Source organism: Sphingomonas sp., from assembly GCF_025353885.1.
In the GTDB taxonomy this organism is placed as follows: domain Bacteria; phylum Pseudomonadota; class Alphaproteobacteria; order Sphingomonadales; family Sphingomonadaceae; genus Sphingomonas_O.
Genome location: NZ_JANXNX010000097.1, coordinates 1 through 18,113, shown reverse-complemented (window position 1 = coordinate 18,113; position 18,113 = coordinate 1). Strand labels below are relative to the sequence as shown.

General features: G+C 61.2%; 15 protein-coding genes. 5 read left to right on the top strand and 10 right to left on the bottom strand.

The window, feature by feature from the left end; all coding sequences use genetic code 11:
* Positions 1-100 precede the first annotated feature (100 nt).
* From Q0R02_RS10430 to Q0R02_RS10390, 9 genes are all read right to left on the bottom strand, one after another.
* Positions 101-2,359: a CocE/NonD family hydrolase gene (locus tag Q0R02_RS10430; RefSeq protein WP_293883227.1), complete on the bottom strand. Its 2,259-nt coding sequence runs from the start codon at positions 2,357-2,359 to the stop codon at positions 101-103.
* 113 nt (positions 2,360-2,472) lie between these two features.
* A complete protein-coding gene (locus tag Q0R02_RS10425) occupies positions 2,473-3,060 on the bottom strand; it encodes a TetR/AcrR family transcriptional regulator (protein WP_293883224.1) in 588 nt (195 codons plus the stop codon).
* Positions 3,061-3,284: 224 nt separating this feature from the next.
* On the bottom strand, positions 3,285-4,895 hold the full coding sequence (locus Q0R02_RS10420; RefSeq protein ID WP_293883221.1) for an NAD(P)/FAD-dependent oxidoreductase: 1,611 nt from the start codon (positions 4,893-4,895) through the stop codon (positions 3,285-3,287).
* A 94-nt stretch (positions 4,896-4,989) separates the two neighbouring features.
* Entirely contained in the window at positions 4,990-5,259 is a 270-nt protein-coding gene (locus Q0R02_RS10415; RefSeq protein WP_293883218.1) for a UvrB/UvrC motif-containing protein, read from the bottom strand.
* Complete coding sequence (locus tag Q0R02_RS10410; RefSeq protein ID WP_293883216.1) at positions 5,259-5,684, bottom strand: DUF1810 domain-containing protein; 426 nt, start codon at positions 5,682-5,684, stop codon at positions 5,259-5,261. The genes Q0R02_RS10415 and Q0R02_RS10410 overlap by 1 nt, the downstream gene beginning before the upstream one ends.
* A 4-nt stretch (positions 5,685-5,688) precedes the next feature.
* Positions 5,689-6,312, bottom strand: a complete 624-nt coding sequence (locus Q0R02_RS10405; RefSeq protein ID WP_293883214.1) for a YbhB/YbcL family Raf kinase inhibitor-like protein — start codon at positions 6,310-6,312, stop codon at positions 5,689-5,691.
* An 80-nt stretch (positions 6,313-6,392) separates the two neighbouring features.
* Positions 6,393-7,484 (bottom strand): catalase family protein, encoded by a 1,092-nt coding sequence (locus Q0R02_RS10400; RefSeq protein WP_293883213.1) that lies wholly within the window; start codon positions 7,482-7,484, stop codon positions 6,393-6,395.
* A gap of 167 nt (positions 7,485-7,651) precedes the next feature.
* The gene (locus Q0R02_RS10395; RefSeq protein ID WP_293883211.1) at positions 7,652-8,830 is read right to left on the bottom strand and encodes a glycosyl transferase-like UDP-glucuronosyltransferase; all 1,179 of its coding nucleotides are present in this window, start codon (positions 8,828-8,830) and stop codon (positions 7,652-7,654) included.
* A gap of 8 nt (positions 8,831-8,838) precedes the next feature.
* Positions 8,839-9,630 carry a competence/damage-inducible protein A gene (locus tag Q0R02_RS10390; RefSeq protein WP_293883209.1) on the bottom strand — a complete coding sequence of 264 codons (792 nt, stop codon included), beginning with the start codon at positions 9,628-9,630 and terminating at the stop codon, positions 8,839-8,841.
* Between the two features lie 63 nt (positions 9,631-9,693).
* On the opposite strand from Q0R02_RS10390, the gene map reads away from it, so the two are divergent.
* From map to Q0R02_RS10365, 5 genes are all read left to right on the top strand, one after another.
* Positions 9,694-10,518, top strand: coding sequence for a type I methionyl aminopeptidase (map, locus tag Q0R02_RS10385; protein ID WP_293883207.1), 825 nt, complete (start codon positions 9,694-9,696; stop codon positions 10,516-10,518).
* A gap of 170 nt (positions 10,519-10,688) precedes the next feature.
* On the top strand, positions 10,689-11,027 hold the full coding sequence (locus Q0R02_RS10380) for a P-II family nitrogen regulator (RefSeq protein WP_121152653.1): 339 nt from the start codon (positions 10,689-10,691) through the stop codon (positions 11,025-11,027).
* 38 nt (positions 11,028-11,065) lie between these two features.
* Positions 11,066-12,484 (top strand): type I glutamate--ammonia ligase, encoded by a 1,419-nt coding sequence (gene glnA, locus Q0R02_RS10375; RefSeq protein WP_293883204.1) that lies wholly within the window; start codon positions 11,066-11,068, stop codon positions 12,482-12,484.
* Positions 12,485-12,616: 132 nt separating this feature from the next.
* A complete protein-coding gene (locus Q0R02_RS10370; protein WP_293883202.1) occupies positions 12,617-14,044 on the top strand; it encodes an aldehyde dehydrogenase family protein in 1,428 nt (475 codons plus the stop codon).
* Between the two features lie 60 nt (positions 14,045-14,104).
* Positions 14,105-14,752: a flavodoxin family protein gene (locus Q0R02_RS10365; RefSeq protein ID WP_293883200.1), complete on the top strand. Its 648-nt coding sequence runs from the start codon at positions 14,105-14,107 to the stop codon at positions 14,750-14,752.
* Here the strand turns inward: Q0R02_RS10365 and Q0R02_RS10360 are convergent.
* Positions 14,746-18,113 (bottom strand): translocation/assembly module TamB domain-containing protein (locus tag Q0R02_RS10360; RefSeq protein WP_293883198.1); only part of this gene is annotated, 3,368 nt, incomplete at its 5' end. The genes Q0R02_RS10365 and Q0R02_RS10360 overlap by 7 nt on opposite strands.

Genomic DNA, 18,113 nt, shown 5'->3' with positions numbered 1-18,113 from the left:
AAGTGGGTTTTGCACCTGCGAATCAGGCACTCCCTCTCTTATTACTGTAATGAGATTACGGTTTTTGACATTCTAGTCAATCGGCATTTTTACCGGCTATTTAAGGAACAGTCTGTGCGAGCGAGACGATCGGCAACTGGATATAACAGAGGTGATCGGGACCCGTGTGAATATGGTTGACCGAACCCCGGTGGTAGCTTTCGTCGTATGCACGAGTGGGCTCGCCATCCGGCGCGTAAGGCTGCAAATCAACCCGCAAGCGACATCCTTTCCGGATCATGGCGGTGGCCGGATTAAGCCCGACTTCGATCTGGACCACCTCTGCGTTGTTTAATGGGGCGCTGTCCGCCTCCAAATGGGTGTGCACCGGCCAGTACTCGGTCGAACGAGATTCATCGATTTTGCGTCGTGAGACCTTGAGCAACCCGTGGCCGACGGCTGCGGCATGGACCGGGTGCGCCGGATGGGCGGCGGCGTCATACCGTATTTCTTGGCCCTCTTCGTCAAGAATGCGGAGTGAAACGAAGACATCCATGTCGCCGCTAGAAGAAGATACCCAAAGCCCTGCCTTCATATAGCCAATCAAGGCCATGTCTTCGGTCATCGCATCGCTGACGAAAGAAACTCCAGTCGACCAGCGCGGCGGTCCGCCCACCGGCCCCATCGGCGACAAGACCGACTTGCCCAGCTCGACTTCCGCGCTGTAGCTCGCGTTCGCATTGTCCAACGGCAACGCAGGAGAGATACGCATGAGGTCGGTTCGCCGCCCATCCCCTTGCCATTCCGAAGGTGTCGCATCGAGATACCAGCGCCGGTAAAGCGTCCGCGCTACCGGCCATTCCTGCTCGTGCATGAGGCTGTAGCCGCCGTTCCCTGTGCGCAATTGAATGCGAACCGGCGGCTCGTTAGCCACACCATTTTCAACGCCTTTCAGCCAATAGTCGAACCAACGCCGATGCTCGGCAACCGTGGCGCTGCTGTAGCAATTGGCAAACCACGCATCGACGAAATCGAACTTACGGGCCTTTGCGCCCGTTGAATGAATGTATGTCTCGCTGCTTCCCAGCTGATGGATTACAGCCCCATACTGCGGCCCCACAATCCATACGGGCGCGGTCGCTTTTTCCAATTCCGGGCGCATAAAGATTGTGCCCTTAGGGCCGTATGCGTCAGGATCATTGAACGGTGTCGCCAGTGCGCGCGCCATCCAGTCAGTTTGGCGTCGCTCCCCGCAGCTGTTGTTCGCGGTCCACACCTTCCACCACCAGTTCCAAAAACCCTCACCGAGGATACCACCGCCGTATAGTGCCTCATTATAGATGTCGGCGTCCGTGCCTTGCGCGATCATGGCCTTCAGATGGGGCGGCTGCAGGCTTGCAACATTGTGCTGCGTCATCGCCAGATATGACATGCCCCACAGACCGACATTCCCGTTCGACCAGCCTTGCGTCGCCGCCCACTCAATCGCGTCGTAATAATCTTCGGCTTCCTGCACGCTCCATGGTGCCTGCACGCCTGAACTCTTGCCGACGCCGCGTCCGTCGATCCGGATGCAGACATAGCCTTCGGGCACCCAAGCCGACGTGTCGACGGTTTCGTGATTTTCGTATTGCAGGCCGTCGGGATTGCCTGAAAAAAAGCGATCTTCAAGCCGCTCCTTCTCGATCGCCTCATCGTCACTACAAATACACTCATGATAGAACGCTTTGCCGTAGACGCCCTGGCTCAGAATGACCGGATATTCGCCGCTCTCCGTCGGCCGAAAGACGTCGGCGCATACGTAAGACCCGTCCCGTAGCGGGATCTGAACGTCTGTCATTTTAATTATATTTCGGATGTTACGCCTAAGTTCGTTGCGGGCAGTAGCAGGATCGCAAAGCGTTCGCGGCGTCCTCCCAATCAAAACTCCCGGCGTGGCATTAAAGACTTGCAGAAGCCCGGCAACCAATGGATCGTCGCCGAAACCAGCTTCAGGCTGACTGAAATTGAGGGGCCCCGCCTGGACGACTTCATGCACGGTCGGGGCAATCACAACGCCGCCTTCGACGCTTCCGCGTTGATCCAGCGTCATCACGAAACGGGCGAGGTTAGTGACGCTGGGATCGTGAAGCTTTTCGATATTGCCCGCGACCCGGTTCGCGAGCTGAGCGAGGTTTACGCGCGGCGCTGCAGGACATGTGCCCAAGACGATCCCGCCAATGAGAAACGTCACCGCCTCCCCGCTCCTGTATGTGAAGGAACCGCAAACGTCCGTGACACCGCTTCCTGACGGCGTTTGATACCGAAGACCAGCGATAGGGCCGGCAACGATTCCGGTTGCTACGTGAGACCCGATCGTCGCGCTCTGGTCTTCTTGCATGCAACACCCTTCCCAGTATTTTTAATGTGGTTACAGTTCTCGCGATTTGGCTTTCTCCTGTCAACTCCGTGGTCAGCCCGATGCACGGGCATTTTAGGCTCTGATCAGCATGATCAGTGACTAATTGATACACACCTGACTTGTGCCAAAGCTGCGATGCGAATGAGGCTGATCAATGATGCGTCTGATAGCGCACGGCCCACAGGCGGAACCCTCCCAAAGATCACCCACTGCTGCAACACCGCGGTGCTGAGTTGTAAAATAGCCGCCGCCGCGTCCAATGCTTGAGCATCCGATAGCGCCGCGCCGCGCGCGATAAGGAGGCGCGCGAGTTGCTCGGTCCATGTCCCAAAAGAGACAGAGATCCCGAGATAAAGATCCGCATCATCGAGCAGCACAGACGTTCTGATCACGCTTCGTCGACGCTTATGCCAGATGAACATCCCGCGGGTGATGCGCTCGATAGCAACGTCCAGACTTTCATCCGACTTCCTGTTCGGGTCGAAGAGTATTTGAAAATACCTGCGCGCACGGTCCCGAGTTCGAGCATGTAACGCTAGAAGAATGGACCGCTTGCCATCGAAGCGCGCGTAGATCGAGCCTGCGCCCGTCGCGGATTCAATCGCGATGTCATTAATCGTGATCGACTCATAAGAGCCATTGCGAAGCAATTTCTCAAATGCATCGAGGATCCGCGCCATCGAAGCCTGACTGCGATCCTGACGTGGTTGCCTAACGCGTTCGGTCATCGAGCGCTGACCGGCGTCAAACCTGGTGGCAAACACGTCGTCGTCCTGATGCCGTCAACTAGCTGGCGGAACTCAAACGGCTGTTCAGATGTCAGAATTACTCGGTCCATGCTCGTGCGTTAGTCACCCGGTTGCACTCCGACAAGGTGACTGAATACCGCGCGACCCCCGCGTCGCTATCCTCGCTCGCGCAGCCGCCCCCATGGCGAACGGTCCGACAGGATCGCGCGCGCGGCATTGTGCCCCGGCGCGCCGGTCACGCCGCCGCCCGGATGCGTTCCGGCCCCGCACATAAACAGACCCTTCAACGGTCCGCGGTAGGCGCCGTGGCCGAGGAGCGGTCGCGCCGACCATAGCTGATCGAGCGACATGTTCCCGTGCATGATGTCGCCGCCGACCAGCCCGAACTTGCGCTCCAGATCGAGCGGCGAATGAATTTGCCGGGCGATGAGTGAAGCCTTGAATCCCGGTGCGTGGCGTTCCACGGTATCGACGATCAGGTCGGCAGCGCCCTCGCGCTCGTCGTCCCAGTTCCTGCCCTCGGGCAGCACCGGCGCGAACTGCTGGCAGAACAGGCTGGCGACGTGTTGCCCGGGCGGCGCGAGCGTGTCGTCGAGGGTCGATGGTATCAGCATCTCGACGATGGGTTCGCGCGACGTGCCATGTTCTGTGGCATCGCGGAACGCCCGGTCCATGTAATCGAGCGTCGGTGCCAGGATGATGCCCGATCGCAAGTGTTCCCCATCACCCGGCAAGCAGGTGAAGCTGGGCAGGCACGACAGCGCGACGTTCATGCGGAATGTTCCCGAACCCGTCTTGAACATCCCGATGCGGCGGCGAAACGTAACCGGCAGGTCAGCAGGATCAATCAGGGTTTCGTATAGCAGTCGCGGCCCGACATTACCGACGATGCTGGTGCCCCGGACTTCCTCGCCATTTTCCAGCCGCACACCGATGGCGCGGCCGCCCTCGACAAGCACGCGCGCAACAGGGGCTTCAAGGCTGATCTCGACGCCGAGGTCAGCGCAGGCGCTTGCCATAATCTGCGTAATGGTGCCCATGCCGCCGATGACATGACCCCAAGCGCCCTTCTTGCCATTCACTTCGCCGAAGACGTGATGCAGCAGGACGTAGGCCGATCCGGGAGTGTTGGGACTGGCATAGTTACCGACTACCGCGTCGAAGCCGAAAGCTGCCTTGACCGCCTCGCTCCCGAACCAGCCGTCGAGGAAGGTCCGTGCACTCTTGGTGAAAAGGTCAACCACGTCGCGTTGCTGTTCGAGTGTGAGTTTGGCGATCCCACGCCCCTGCCGGACAGCATCGACCAATGTCATCAATCCCTCTCCGACATTGGGAGGAGCCTTTAGCGACAGGCCGCGCAGGACGTCCGCCACGGTTTCCAGCGCGGCGTAATAGGCTGGCAGGACGTCGGCATCGTGGTTGGAAAACTTGCGAAATTCGGCTTGGGTCTGCGCCAGACCGCCGCCGAGTTTGAGATAGCCGCCATCCGGTTGCGGCAGGAAGTTGGAGATGGGTCGTTCGATCACGCGATACCCGCGATCGACCAGTTTCATGTCGGCGCTGATTTTTGGATTGAGCAGGCTGACGGTGTAGCTGGCGGTCGAATTGCGAAAGCCGGGGTGAAATTCCTCGGTCACGGCAGCGCCGCCGACGACTGCTCGGCGTTCGAGAACACGCACCTTCTGCCCCGCGCGCGCCAGATAGAACGCGCAGACCAGCCCGTTGTGGCCGCCGCCGATTATCACCGCGTCATATTTGCTCGTCATCGAAACGACCTTTGCCAAGCTGAGGTCAATCGGATGCCCAGAATAGTCTCGATGGGCAATTGCCCAGAGAATTGCCTGCGCTGGTTACGGCCTGTTATTTCTTCGAGCGACGTTTTGCCATCAAGTCGGGCTTCGGCGGAGGTTTCCACCCAGGCGGCGGCGTGACGCGCTGGCGACTGGTGCCGATGCCCATGCTGCCGGGCTGTTGTCGTGTCAGCCCACTGGTGTCGTCCGCGCTCTCGGCCCCGGTATCGAGGCTGCGCAATATGCTTAGGCGATCGCGAAGCCGCGCGGCCAGTTCATAGTCCTCGTCCGCCGCAGCCTGCTCCATGTGGAGCCGCAACTGCTCGACGGTCTCGGCCATCACGCAGCCAGTTGCTGGTTGAGGATTGTGAGCGTCACAGCATCAACCTCGCCACCGAACCACCGCGCGAGTGCGGCTTCAAACGGCAGTCCGGCCCCGGCCTGGATGAACAAAGTCAGCGACGACCGCAATTTCATAGCATCGACAGGCCCGAAGACATCGACCGCTGACGTCGGCGGCAAGTCCTGCAGTGCCGCAACGCACTCACGCAGCCGGAGGCCAAGAACAGGGTGAGCAAGATACTCGCGTGCGACGCCGATCGATGCGATGGCACAACGTTGCGCTGTCGCGCTGCGCCCCAGCCCCGAAATCTGGGGAAACACGAACCACATCCAGTGACTGCGCTTTCGACCCGCCGAAATTTCGACAAACGCCGCAGCATAGCTGTCGGCCTGGGCGTCGAGAAAGCGGGCGGCGTCGAGCATCCGTTCAGGTGGCGGCAGGCGCGGTGGCGGTAAAGCCGATTACGGCATCCTCGCCGCGCGAATAGGTGCCGACCAGTATACCGGCGGCGAGCACCCTCCCCTCGATCGCGGTGACGAAGTCCGAACGACCGGGATTGCTGCCGATCTCACCCAAGCCCGATAGTGCGAACAACTGAAAGACATAGTCGTGGCTACCATGCCCCGTCGGCGGATCGGGCGGCAGCCAACCCTCGGCCAGATAGCTATTGCGGCCGACATCGGCGCCGCCGGGAACGCCCGCGCCATCCTTGGCGATGGCACCCTCGGCAAGGCGGCCGTCGGCAACGGGCAGGTTCCAGACGATCGCGTGCACTAGCGGACTGGTCGCCGGCGCGTCGGGATCCTCGACGATCAACGCCAGGCTGGTGGTGTCCTCCGGGACGGGGCCCCAGACCAGTGGCGGCGATACGCCTTCGCCGTCGGCCGTGAACCGTTCGGGAAGGCGCGCGCCGCTGGCGAAGGCAGGGCTGGAAATATCAATGCGCTGGCCGTTGGTGTGGATGCCGTCCTGCGCGATCACCAGCTTGCTATGACCCGCGCGCACGTTTTTGAGCAGTTCGCCAATCCACTGAGGGATGTGTTCAAGCATGAGCATGACTCCTATGTGAACTTGTCACTTATCTCGCAAACGTCGCGCACCGGGCGGGGTCCCTTGCTCGGCCACGATCCTCAATCGGGCAGTCCGGCCGCGCGCAGTTCGTTCATCGGGCAGCCGTTCAGTACGCCGCGCAGGTTCGCCGACTCGGCATAGGTGAGCTTGCGCGCACGCATGACCGAACCGAGCGGGCGATGCGCCAGAATGCCGTGCCAGGGGCTGAACGAGATTGCATCGTCCAGCACCTGTGACCGTTCGTAGGTCCATGCCGATTGCGCCTCGACGGTGATGGTCGCGACCGCGACATAGGGGTTGTCGTCCTCGGGCCAAGGAACCGAGGCGTCCTCGACCGGATTTTTTTCGACATCGCGGCAAAGCTGGATGCGGAGTTCGAACTGACCGCCCTCATCTGCCAACACTTTCGACACTTCTTCACGCAGAGCATTTTCGCGGCCGTCGATCTCGATCACCTGTCCTTCGAGCGCCTTGAAGTTGGCCGAAAGGGGCACGACGCCCACCTTTGCGATATACTCGCCGAAGCGAATTGGGACCTGGCTGAAATAGCGTTCGCCGAGCGGATGGCTGTGCGGATAGCCACCCATTGATTTCAGCAACGCGCTTTCGCCGCCCACGGCTTCGAGCCCCTTTTCAACGGTGTGAAAGACCGCTGAGATGATGCGCTTGCCGATCTCGATCTTATCCGTGGTCGCGGCCAGCAGCTTCAGGTTTTTCAGGAATGCCTTGGGCTCTGCCGCCTGAAACGCGGTCCCGTTGGCAAGGACAAAGTCCTGCGTCGTATCGCCCTCGCTGTCGGGTAGGCGCTCGCCCTCGACATCGAGCACCTTGATCGCCAGCCCGCGCGGGACCGAAATCGTATCGGGCAGCGGATCGCCCGGAGTCGTTGAGATACGAAGCAGGACCGGATATTCGGCACCCTCGATAAAGATACCCTGCGCCAGCTCGGGCGGCAGGCCGGTGTTCACCGTCATCGTGCCGTGTAGCAGCGCATGGCTTTTGGCGTGGACACCGCGAAAGGCGTGGCCGTAATCCTTGTGAGTCGTCTCGATAATCGATCGAAAGGTTTTGACCAGTTCGGCCTGAGTCTCTCCTTCGTCGGGTTCGATCTTTTCCACGTCAGTGGAATAGCGGATGGGCGCAGAGGTCATGTCAGTCTCCTGGAGCTTGGACCACCGGCAAGAAGCCCGTGGCAGAACAGTTTTTTGCGGGCAAAGGCTAGCTAACCTTTCAAATGCAACGGATCGATCTGGGTTGAGTTCCGGAATATTATTTAAGTGTCGGAGATCAGGCTTTAATCCTGATCCGCATCAGTCTTTCACGCCGACTGGGTATTTCCCGAGGCAACGGCGAGCAGGCGATCGGCCAGCCCGGACTTCATCCGCACGGCAAATGTCGGCGCGACGGCACGCACCCGTTCGGCCAGTGCGTCATCGTCGTAGGCGGCAAGGATGGCGGCGGCGAACGAGTCCGCGTCGATGTGATAAAGCTGCACGCTGTGGCCGAGGCCAGCAGTGGCCAGCGCCCCTGCATGAAGCTGCTTTTCCAAGTCGTAATATGTCACCATCTGCGGCAGCCCGGCCAGCAATGCCGAGCACAGGAAGCCGTGCCCGCCATGCGAGACGACCAGTCGCGATCGCCGCGCGATGTCATGCCAGGAAACCGGATTGGCTTCGACGATGAACCCGACGCGGCGCAGCTCGGCGGTGAATTCGGGAGTGCTGTCGGGGACGTAGATGCGCACCCGCTTGCCGGTTTTCCTGAGCGATTCCCAAAGTGGGCTACGGCCCATGGTCGCGACGAAACCATAGACGAATATCTCGTCGCCGCTGCCGCTGGCTTCGAAGACGCCGGGGGCTATCCCCGGTGCGCAAAGCGCGCTGACCCGGAATGCATCATAGGGATCGACCTCCGCGAATGTCTCGACGAAATGGTGATCGGCGGCAAACAACGCGGGCAGCGCACGCAACGGCTGGCGCCCGATCGAGCGCAAGTCGGCATCGATGGTATCAAGGACGATGCTCTCGTCAAAGCCGGGCTCACCCGCCAAGCGGGGCATTTCGTCAAGATGCGATGGCGGCTGAACAAAGCCCGTCCCCGCCGAGATCGATACGGTGCGGCCATGTGCGGCGCACATCAAGGCCGGTGCAAAATCGCCGACGACGATATCCGGCCGCCACGCCGAAAAGAGAGCGTCCCAACCCGACATGACCGCGGCCAGGGTGCCTGGTTTGTCGAGGCCGAGGCGGCAGAGAATGTCGATCAGCGTCGATACGTCGCCGCGCACAGGCATCGCTGCACTGGCCAGCAGGCGCGGCCACAGGGGAGCCTGGAAAACCGGGATGCTGGTATCGCGCGCAAGGCCCAGCGAGTCGACCTGTTGCAGCGCGAAGGCAACATCGTGACCCAGCGACCGCAATTTTGCCGCAACGGGCGCAATCCTGACGATGTGTCCGCGATTGGCACCGAGTTCCCAACCGATCAGGATGCGCGCCATCGGCGGCGCTAGATCCCGCCGTCCACGGTGTCGCGGCCGATGGCGGCCAGCGACGTCATTAGCTCTGCGGCGCAGGCGTCCATCGCATCGGCTTCGGTCGATCGAATGACGAAGTTAGCCCCGGTCTTGCCATCGCGAAAGAAGGGATAGCTTCCGATCTGGCAGCCCTCATGCGCTTTCTCGGTGGTGCGCAAAAGTTCGGCGACTTCGCTCTCCGCAATCCAGCAGCCGACCGATCGCGACAGCAGCGGCTTCCCACCCTCCAGCGTGCCGGACAATGCATCGAGCATCATCGCGGTGATGTGGGGCACCCCCGCCATGATGAAGACGTTGCCATGCCTGATCCCCGGCGCGCCTGACATACGGTTCTCGATCAGCGACGCCCCTTCCGGCACGCGAGCCATGCGCAGGCGCATCGGGGTCGCCCCGCCCCGCGTCTCATAATAGTGTTCAAGAACCGCGACCGCCTTTGGGTGAAAGACCACCGGCACGCCCAGCGCCACGGCGATAGCATCGACGGTGATGTCGTCGTGCGTTGGACCGATCCCGCCCGTCGTGAACAAATAATCGTTGCGTGCGCGCAGTTGGTTGACCCCTTCGACGATGGCCTCCTCGACATCGGGGACGACGCGCACTTCGGCCAGCCTGATGCCCTGAAGGTTCAACCACAGCGCGATCTGCGCGATATTCTTGTCCTGGGTGCGGCCCGAAAGGATTTCGTCGCCGATCACGACGAGTGCCGCGGTCCAGATGCGATTGGTCGAATAGGTCTCGACGGTTAGTGATTTCTCGGTCGTCATCCGCGTGCGTTAGCCCGAAGCGCGCCTCTCGCAAAGTCCATCCGAAGCGATTATGTGTCGATCATGACCGATTATGTAACCGTTGCCTCCGACGTCCGCATCGCCCGTACCGGCGCGATCAAGCTCCATGATGCCGCTGGCTTTGCCGGGATGCGCGCAGCCGGCGTGCTCGCCGCCGAAGCGCTCGACGCGCTGGTGCCGCACGTCGTTCCCGGCGTGACCACTGGCGAGCTCGACGACATCGCGCGCGAACACATGCTGCGCGGTGGAGCAGTCCCGGCGACGCTTGGTTACCGGGGGTTCACGCACAGCTGCTGCACCTCGATAAATCATGTCGTCTGCCACGGCATCCCGGGGACCAAGATCCTGCGGGACGGCGACATCGTGAACATCGACGTGACTACAATACTGGATGGCTGGCATGGTGATACCAGCCGGATGTTCTTGGTCGGCGACGTCGCGATTAAGGCGCGGCGACTGGTTGACGTGACATATGAATGTTTGATGCTTGGCATCGAGCAGGCGAGACCGGGCAATACGATGGGGGATGTCGCCCATGCGATCCAGAGTTTTGCTGAAAAGCACCGATACGGCGTGGTCCGCGATTTTTGCGGGCATGGTGTTGGGCGACTGTTTCACGACGCCCCTGAGGTTGTTCATGCCGGACGCCCCGGTTCTGGCCCCGAATTGCAGCCCGGAATGTTCTTCACGATCGAGCCGATGATCAATATCGGACGACCCGACGTGAAAATGCTCGATGACGGCTGGACGGCCGTGACTCGGGACAAGACCCTGTCGGCGCAGTTCGAACATTCGATCGGAATCACCGAGTCGGGCTGCGAAATCTTCACGAAGAGTCCGAGGGGCCTGGACCGACCGCCTTATTGACGGCTGACTTTCCGCAAACACCGTCGCAAACCTGCCTTTAATTTGGGCACTGCGCTCGACTCTGCACAACGACAATGCAACTCAGGGGCAAGCTTGCAAAAGCTGCACCGCCGGATGTTGCGTTGCCGCGACTGGCACGTTTATTGATTGTCCTGCCGCTGGGGAACACCATGAAAAAAATCGAAGCGATCATCAAACCGTTTAAGCTCGACGAAGTGAAGGAAGCTCTTCACGACGTGGGAGTCAGCGGCATCACCGTTACCGAAGCCAAGGGTTTCGGCCGACAAAAGGGCCATACCGAATTATATCGCGGGGCCGAATACGTGGTCGATTTCCTGCCGAAGGTGAAGCTGGAAGTCGTGGTGGACGACGACATGGCCGCCCGGGTGGTCGAGGCGATCGCCGCCGCCGCGCAGACCGGCCGGATCGGTGATGGCAAGATTTTCGTTATGCCAGTCGAAAGCGTCCTCCGCATCCGCACCGGGGAAACCGACAGCGACGCGATCTAAATCTGCAAGTGAACTTTACCGAACAAAGGGCAAAATACATGGCGAAAGCGAATACTCCCCAGACCATCCTCGACATGATCAAGGAGCAGGAGATCGAATGGGTCGATGTCCGCTTTACCGACACCAAAGGTGCCTGGCATCATCTGACGATGTGCTCGAGCGTGATCGGCGAAGATGAGTTGACCGACGGCTTGATGTTCGACGGCTCGTCGATCGAGGGTTGGAAGGAAATCAACGAATCCGACATGATTCTGAAGCCCGACCTAGACGCGGTATTCATCGATCCATTTTCGGCCACGCCGATGATGATCCTGGTTTGCGATATCGTGGAACCCGTCGATGGTTCGCTTTATGCTCGCGACCCGCGCTCAACCGCCAAGCGTGCTGAAACCTTCCTCCAGTCGACCGGCCTCGGCGACACGGTGTATATTGGGCCGGAACCCGAATTCTTCATGTTCGATAGCGTCGAATTCGATAACACCTATGCCTCCAGCTATTACAAGCTGGACGATGTCGAACTGCCCACCAACTCCGGCACGACATACGAAAGCGGCAACATGGGCCATCGCCCGCGCGCCAAGGGTGGGTATTTTCCCGTTGGCCCCGTTGATGTCACCACCGATATCCGCGCGGAGATGGTCTCGACGATGATCGAAATGGGCCTGCCCATGGACAAGCACCACCATGAAGTCGCGGGTGCCCAGCATGAGCTTGGCCTGACTTTTGGCAAGCTGGTCGAAACCTGCGATCGCATCCAGATCTACAAATATGTCGTGAAGATGGTTGCCCATGCCTATGGCAAAACCGCGACCTTCATGCCGAAGCCGATCAAGGCGGACAATGGGTCGGGCATGCACACGCACATCTCGATCTGGAACAAGGGCAAGAACACGTTCGCCGGCAATGGCTATGCTGGCCTATCGGATACCTGCCTGTATTTCATCGGCGGCGTGATCAAGCATGCCAAAGCGCTGAACGCCTTCACCAATCCGACCACCAACAGCTACAAGCGACTGGTGCCGGGTTACGAGGCACCCGTGCTGCTCGCCTATTCGGCGCGCAACCGTTCGGCTTCATGCCGTATTCCCTACGGTGCCGGTGAAAAGGCCAAGCGCGTCGAGTTTCGGTTTCCCGATCCACTGGCCAATCCCTATCTCGCCACGGCCGCCTTGCTGATGGCGGGTCTTGACGGCATCCAGAACAAGATCCACCCGGGCGAGCCGATGGACAAGAATTTGTACGACCTGCCGCCGGTCGAACTCGCCAAGGTCCCGACCGTTTGCGGGTCGCTTCGAGAGGCACTCGACAGCCTGATCGCCGATCATGAGTTCCTGCTGAAAGGCGGCGTGTTCACGCAGGACCAGATCGACGCATATCTTGAACTGAAATGGCCGGAAGTTGCGCGCTGGGAAATGTCCCCGTCGCCGGTCGAGTTCGATATGTACTATTCGGGCTGATCTGGCTGAAGATCGTGATCGGCAAGGCCCGGGGCGCAATCCCCGGGCCTTTCCTTTTGTGCTCAATGCTTCCAGTTAGCGTAGAGCGAATTGCAATCGGCCACCCCGAGTCGAGCACAGGAGAGCGTAGGCGTGGACAGCTATCTCAAGCATTTTATCGACGGCAAATGGGTGGATAGCATCGGCGGGACGCGCCATGCGGTGATCAGCCCCTCGACCGAGGAGCCCTGCACCGAGATCACCATCGGATCGCAGGCCGATGTCGATGCTGCTGTCGCCGCGGCGCGCAAGGCATTCGTGACTTTCTCGCAATCATCGGTTGAGGAACGGGTCGCGCTGCTGGGTCGCATCGCCGTCGAGTATAAGAAACGGATCGCCGATCTAAGCCAATCGATGGCGACCGAAATGGGTGCGCCGATTTCCTTTGCCAGCACCGCCCAGGTCTATTCCGGGCTGGCACATTTCGGCAACGCGGCGAACGCGCTGGCCGACTTCCAATTCGCCGAGACGATCGGGACCGCGCACGTCGTTCACGAACCAATTGGCGTGGTGGGGATGATTACACCGTGGAACTGGCCACTGAACCAGATCGCCCTGAAAGTCGCACCCGCCATTGCCGCTGGCAATACGATGGTGCTGAAACCTTCGGAGGAATGCCCCGGCAACGCGGCGATTCTGGCCGAAATACTCGCTGCCGCTGGCGTTCCTGCCGGTGTCTTCAACCTAGTACAGGGCAATGGTCCGATCACTGGCAACGCGATCAGCGCGCACCCCGATGTGGACATGGTCAGCTTCACCGGGTCCACCCGGGCCGGGATCATGATCGCAAAGTCCGCCGCCGACACCGTCAAGCGCGTGCATACCGAACTTGGTGGGAAGGCGGCCAACCTGGTCCTGGAAGGTGCTGACCTCGTCGCGGTCCTGCCGCCGACGCTGCAGGGCGTGGTCGCCAATTCCGGACAGAGCTGCATCGCCCCGACGCGCATCCTGGTCCACCAGAGCCAGGAGGCGGATGCCATTGGTTTCATCCGGACCTACATGGATGGCGTGACCGTTGGGGACCCCTTACAAGAGGGCGGGCATATCGGTCCGGTGGTCAACAAGGCGCAATATGACAAGGTCCAGAGCCTGATCCAGTCGGCGATCGACGAAGGAGCGACGCTGGAGACAGGTGGCACCGGCCTGCCGCCGGAAGTCAATCGCGGCTATTACGTCCGTCCGACCCTATTCAGCGGCGTTACGTCAGACATGCGGATCGCCAATGAGGAAGTGTTCGGTCCGGTCGCGACCGTGATGACCTATGCCAATCAGGCCGAGGCCATTTCGATCGTCAACGCAACACCCTTCGGTTTGTCGGCGACCATCTCCGGCGATCCGGCGGCGGCAGCAAAAGTCGCCCCGCACCTCCGCGCTGGCATTGTCACGATCAACAGTTGGGCTCCCGATGGCCAGGCACCGTTTGGTGGCTACAAGCAATCGGGCAATGGTCGCGAAGGCGGGGTCTACGGCCTGCGCGAATTCATGGAAGTGAAGTCGATCATCGGCGCGCCCGCCGCCTGATCCTTTCGAAACCGAACGCACCCCGCTGCGTCCTTTCAGAATATTATCAAAGGATCGGCCATGACCCTGACTGCCATCGCGCTCAATTGCACCCTGAAGGTCGAGGGTGAAAGCTCAACCGACGCGATGATAATGGTGCTGGCCGATGCCTTTGCCAAACACGACGTGACGGTGGTCGAAACCGTCCGGATTGCCGCTGAGAACGTCAAGACGGGCGTGTCATCGGACGAAGGCGATGGCGATACATGGCCAGCAATTCGCGCGAAGATCCTCGCCGCCGACATATTGATTTTCGGCACACCGATCTGGATGGGCCAGATGGGCAGTGTCGCCAAGCGCGTGCTGGAACGCATGGACGCGTTCCTCGGTGAAACCGACGATGCCGGTCGGCAGCCGAGTTCCGGCAAGGTCGCCGTCGCCGCGATCGTGGGTAACGAGGACGGCGCGCATATCTCCAGCGCTCAGATATTCCAGTCGTTGAACGACACCGGATGGACCATCCCCGCTGCCGCCGCCTGCTACTGGGTCGGCGAAGCGATGGGAAAAGTCGATTTCAAGGATTTAGAGAAGACCCCTGACAAGGTGCTGGAAACCGCCGCGATGACCGCGTCGAACGCCGCCCACCTCGCCCGACTGCTTAAAGGTGAAACCTACCCGGGCGTGCCAGAATCCCGACAACCAAGTTCTGACAACCGGCCCGATCAATAATCCTTCGATACCCGGACGGCCGCGCTCGTCCGGCCGATCGTCGAGATCGACGAGAGCAGCGATAACCACCGGGTAATCTGAAACTCGACGCGGCTTGCCGAATAGCCCTGCCCGTCGCTGATAACTTCGACATAGGTGCGGCGGGTAATGTATTTCCCCGCCGCCAGCGCGGTCTTCGACCCCGTCGTCGCGTCGGCGGGCAGGATACGGAGGCGGTCGAGCCCGATGGCTTGGCGCAGGGCATTGATCGGGTTCAGCCCGCCTCCCGACCCGCGCAACGATGCTACCGCCGCCGCAAGCTGCAAGGCTTCCGGTGCGGATAGATTTGTGATCGACGTACCAAACAGCAATCGCGAGAGAAGCTCGTCCTGCGGTAAGGCCGGCGTGCTGGTGAAACTGATATCTGGCCGCTGTCCGGTTCCGGTCACGCGCACAGTGGCGTTCAACGACTGTGTGGCAGAGGTCGCTTCGATGTCGATGACCGGGTCGATCGGCGTCGTCCCGGTGAACCTGATGATGCCCTTGTCGAGATCGAAGCGCTTGCCTGCAAATTCATAGCCACCCCTCACCATGTCGGCGCGGCCAACTATCCGCGGGGCGTCGATCGTTCCGCCGATATCGAGGGTGGCACGCCATTCGCTGTCCAGTCCCAAACCCGTGACCGCCAGTCGGTTGGCTGCCCTAGCCTTGATCGCCAGCGACCAGACCATCGGTGTGCTCTGGACCGAAATGTCATTGGTCGGGCGGTTCAATTCGCGCACGTTCAGGCGCGGGATGGCGGCGGCGGCACTCGCCTGGCCAAGCCGGAACCCGCTGCGGTCGAGGACCAGCGTGCCCGCGATCGTCCCCGTTCCACCATCGGACTTCACCGACAATGGCCCTGTGACGGTTGCCGATATATCGTCACGCCGAATAAGGTCGGCTTTCTGGGTATTGGCGACGATGTCGATACCGAAGCCGTTTGCCGCCGACAGGTCGAAAGCTGCGCGTCCGGTGATCGTGCCCTTGCCTGCGTTTGCGGTAAAGCTCTGGATGACGAGTTTTGAACCGCCGAAGACGCCGCTGGCTTTCATGCCGGTCAGCACGGTCCCCGTCAGGGGGCTTTCGAGTCGGAGACTGTCGGTCCGCACCGATCCCCGAATTTGCGGATTACCCAGGCGACCACCGATATCGGCCCCGACCGCGATCGGTCCCGACAGGTCGAAACTTTCGATCCCCGTAAGCCGCCACAGCGTATCGGCAGGGCCGCTGTAGCGAAGCTGGGCGAACAACGGTGCGTCGGTCAGACGCTGAACCAGCGTTCCCGTCGCGGGGAGCGGCGCGATGCGCGCCTGCGCCTGCCCGATGGTTGCACCTCCACTTGCGGCGACCGCGCGCATGACCGCTCCGCGCGCATCAAGCACGGCGATCACGCCCACGTCGATCGGCCGTGACGACAGCACCAGCCCCGAGCGGGTCAGACCGCGAACCCGCAGATCGGCACGCCCGGTCGGCGCGGCTCCGGTCATGGTCTGGGCAAAGTTCACATGCCCGCTGGCAATGCCACCCAATGCGAGCCGCGGATATAAGATGTCGAGCACCGAGAGTGGCATCCGCACGACGTCAGCATCGACAGCAACACCATTGTCGCCGAACTTTCCGCCCACCTTTGCCATTCCGCCCGCGAAACTGAGCGACGTCGGGGCCAGCGACCAACCGCTGCCATCGTGTGTCAGGATGGCGGGGCTATCCAGCTTGATAGGCCTGCCGTCGATCGTGCCCTGAAGCGCGGCAACAATCCGCTTTGGCGCAACCTGCGCCACGGTCTGGAGGTCGAAGGCCCGCCCGCGTGAACCCGCCAGCGTCGCCTTTACCTCACCGACCCCCGCCCGCAAATGGACGTTGGCGGCAAGCCGTGCCAGGCTGACCCCGCCATAACGCAGCCCCTGCCCCTGGACGGTGGCATCAACATCGGTGCCGTTCGGATCAAGCAACAGGACGGCATCAACCTTGCCGCTCCGCGCCACGAACAGCGGTGGCCCCGTAAGCTTTGCATCGCGCGCGGCAAGATGCGCCTCTATCCGCTGGATACCGCGAACAGGAGCAAAGGCCAACGTTCCCGATATGCCGCTGCCCGACAGCGCAAGCTGGCCGTCGAGCCCGCCCGTGGCAGCACGAAATTGTCCCCGCGCCACCAGGCCGGAGGCTGCCAGTTGTGCCACCTGGATGACCGCCTGCCCGCTCGACGGCAGCAGGATCGCGCCATTGCCGGTGAAGGGACCGATCATCGACCCACCCGCAGCCTGCCATTGAAAACCCTGCGGCGTGGGGACGAGGCGCGCGCTGACGGACCTCAGCCCAAGCGAATCCATCGGTCGCGCCAATTGTATGTCGAGCGTCGGGCGATCGATCCGACCATCCAGAGTCATCTTCAGCGGGCCATATTGCCGCTGCACGCCGCTCCCCTCGAAATGGAACGTCCCGTCCTTGCGGCGATACCCGTTGCCCGACAGGCGCAGCGCGGGGGCAGTCAGCTTCAGATTGGTAAAATGGATCAACCCGTTGACGTCGCGTTCCAGCCCCGTGTCGATATAGGGCAGTCCACCCGCAAGTCCGGCAAGAAAGCCGTTATCAAGGCGGCGGACCCAGGCCTGGCCGCGACCGACCACACGCGTGCCTTGACCATTGATGCCCGGGATGATCTTCAGCACGCTCTTCACGTCGACAATGCCGAGGCCTGGGATCAGATAGCGTCCCAACTGTCCGGACAGCCCGATGTCATATCGCCCCGAAGCCAGGTCCACGACGAGCGAAATCTTGCCGTTGAGCTTGTCCGATTTCAACACCAGGCCATCGCCGGTCAGCACCTTCGACGTGACGCGCAGCAAGCCCTGCACGCTAAGGTTGCCGAGGATCCCGCCCGCGACGTCGCCGACGCCGGTCACGCGTCGGGCAGTCAGCTTCAGCGGCACGATGACGGGTGATTTTGAAAGCCGTCCGCGACCCGATGCCCGGACGGTTTCCAAACCGGTGGTATCGAAAGCGGCGCGGTCGGCGGTCAGCAGATAGTCGAAATTGGCCGTGGCAAATGTGCCGTCGAGCAACAGTTTCAACTGCACGTTGCGACCGGTCATGTTGGGCACGAGCGCCGCCGGATGTAGCAGGCGCAGGTCGATCTTCATGCCGTCGAAAGCACTGTTCGCCAGATCGATGACGCCGTTGGCTCCCAGAGCGAGCGACGGCGAACCCAGTGCCAGATGGGTGTCGATTCGCCGGTCGGCAAGCATTGCATTACCCTTCACCCGCACCGAGGGCGCCGTCAGCGTGGCCAGCTTGCCCTGCGTCACCAGTGACGGCGAAATGCGGCCGTCGAGATCGTAGC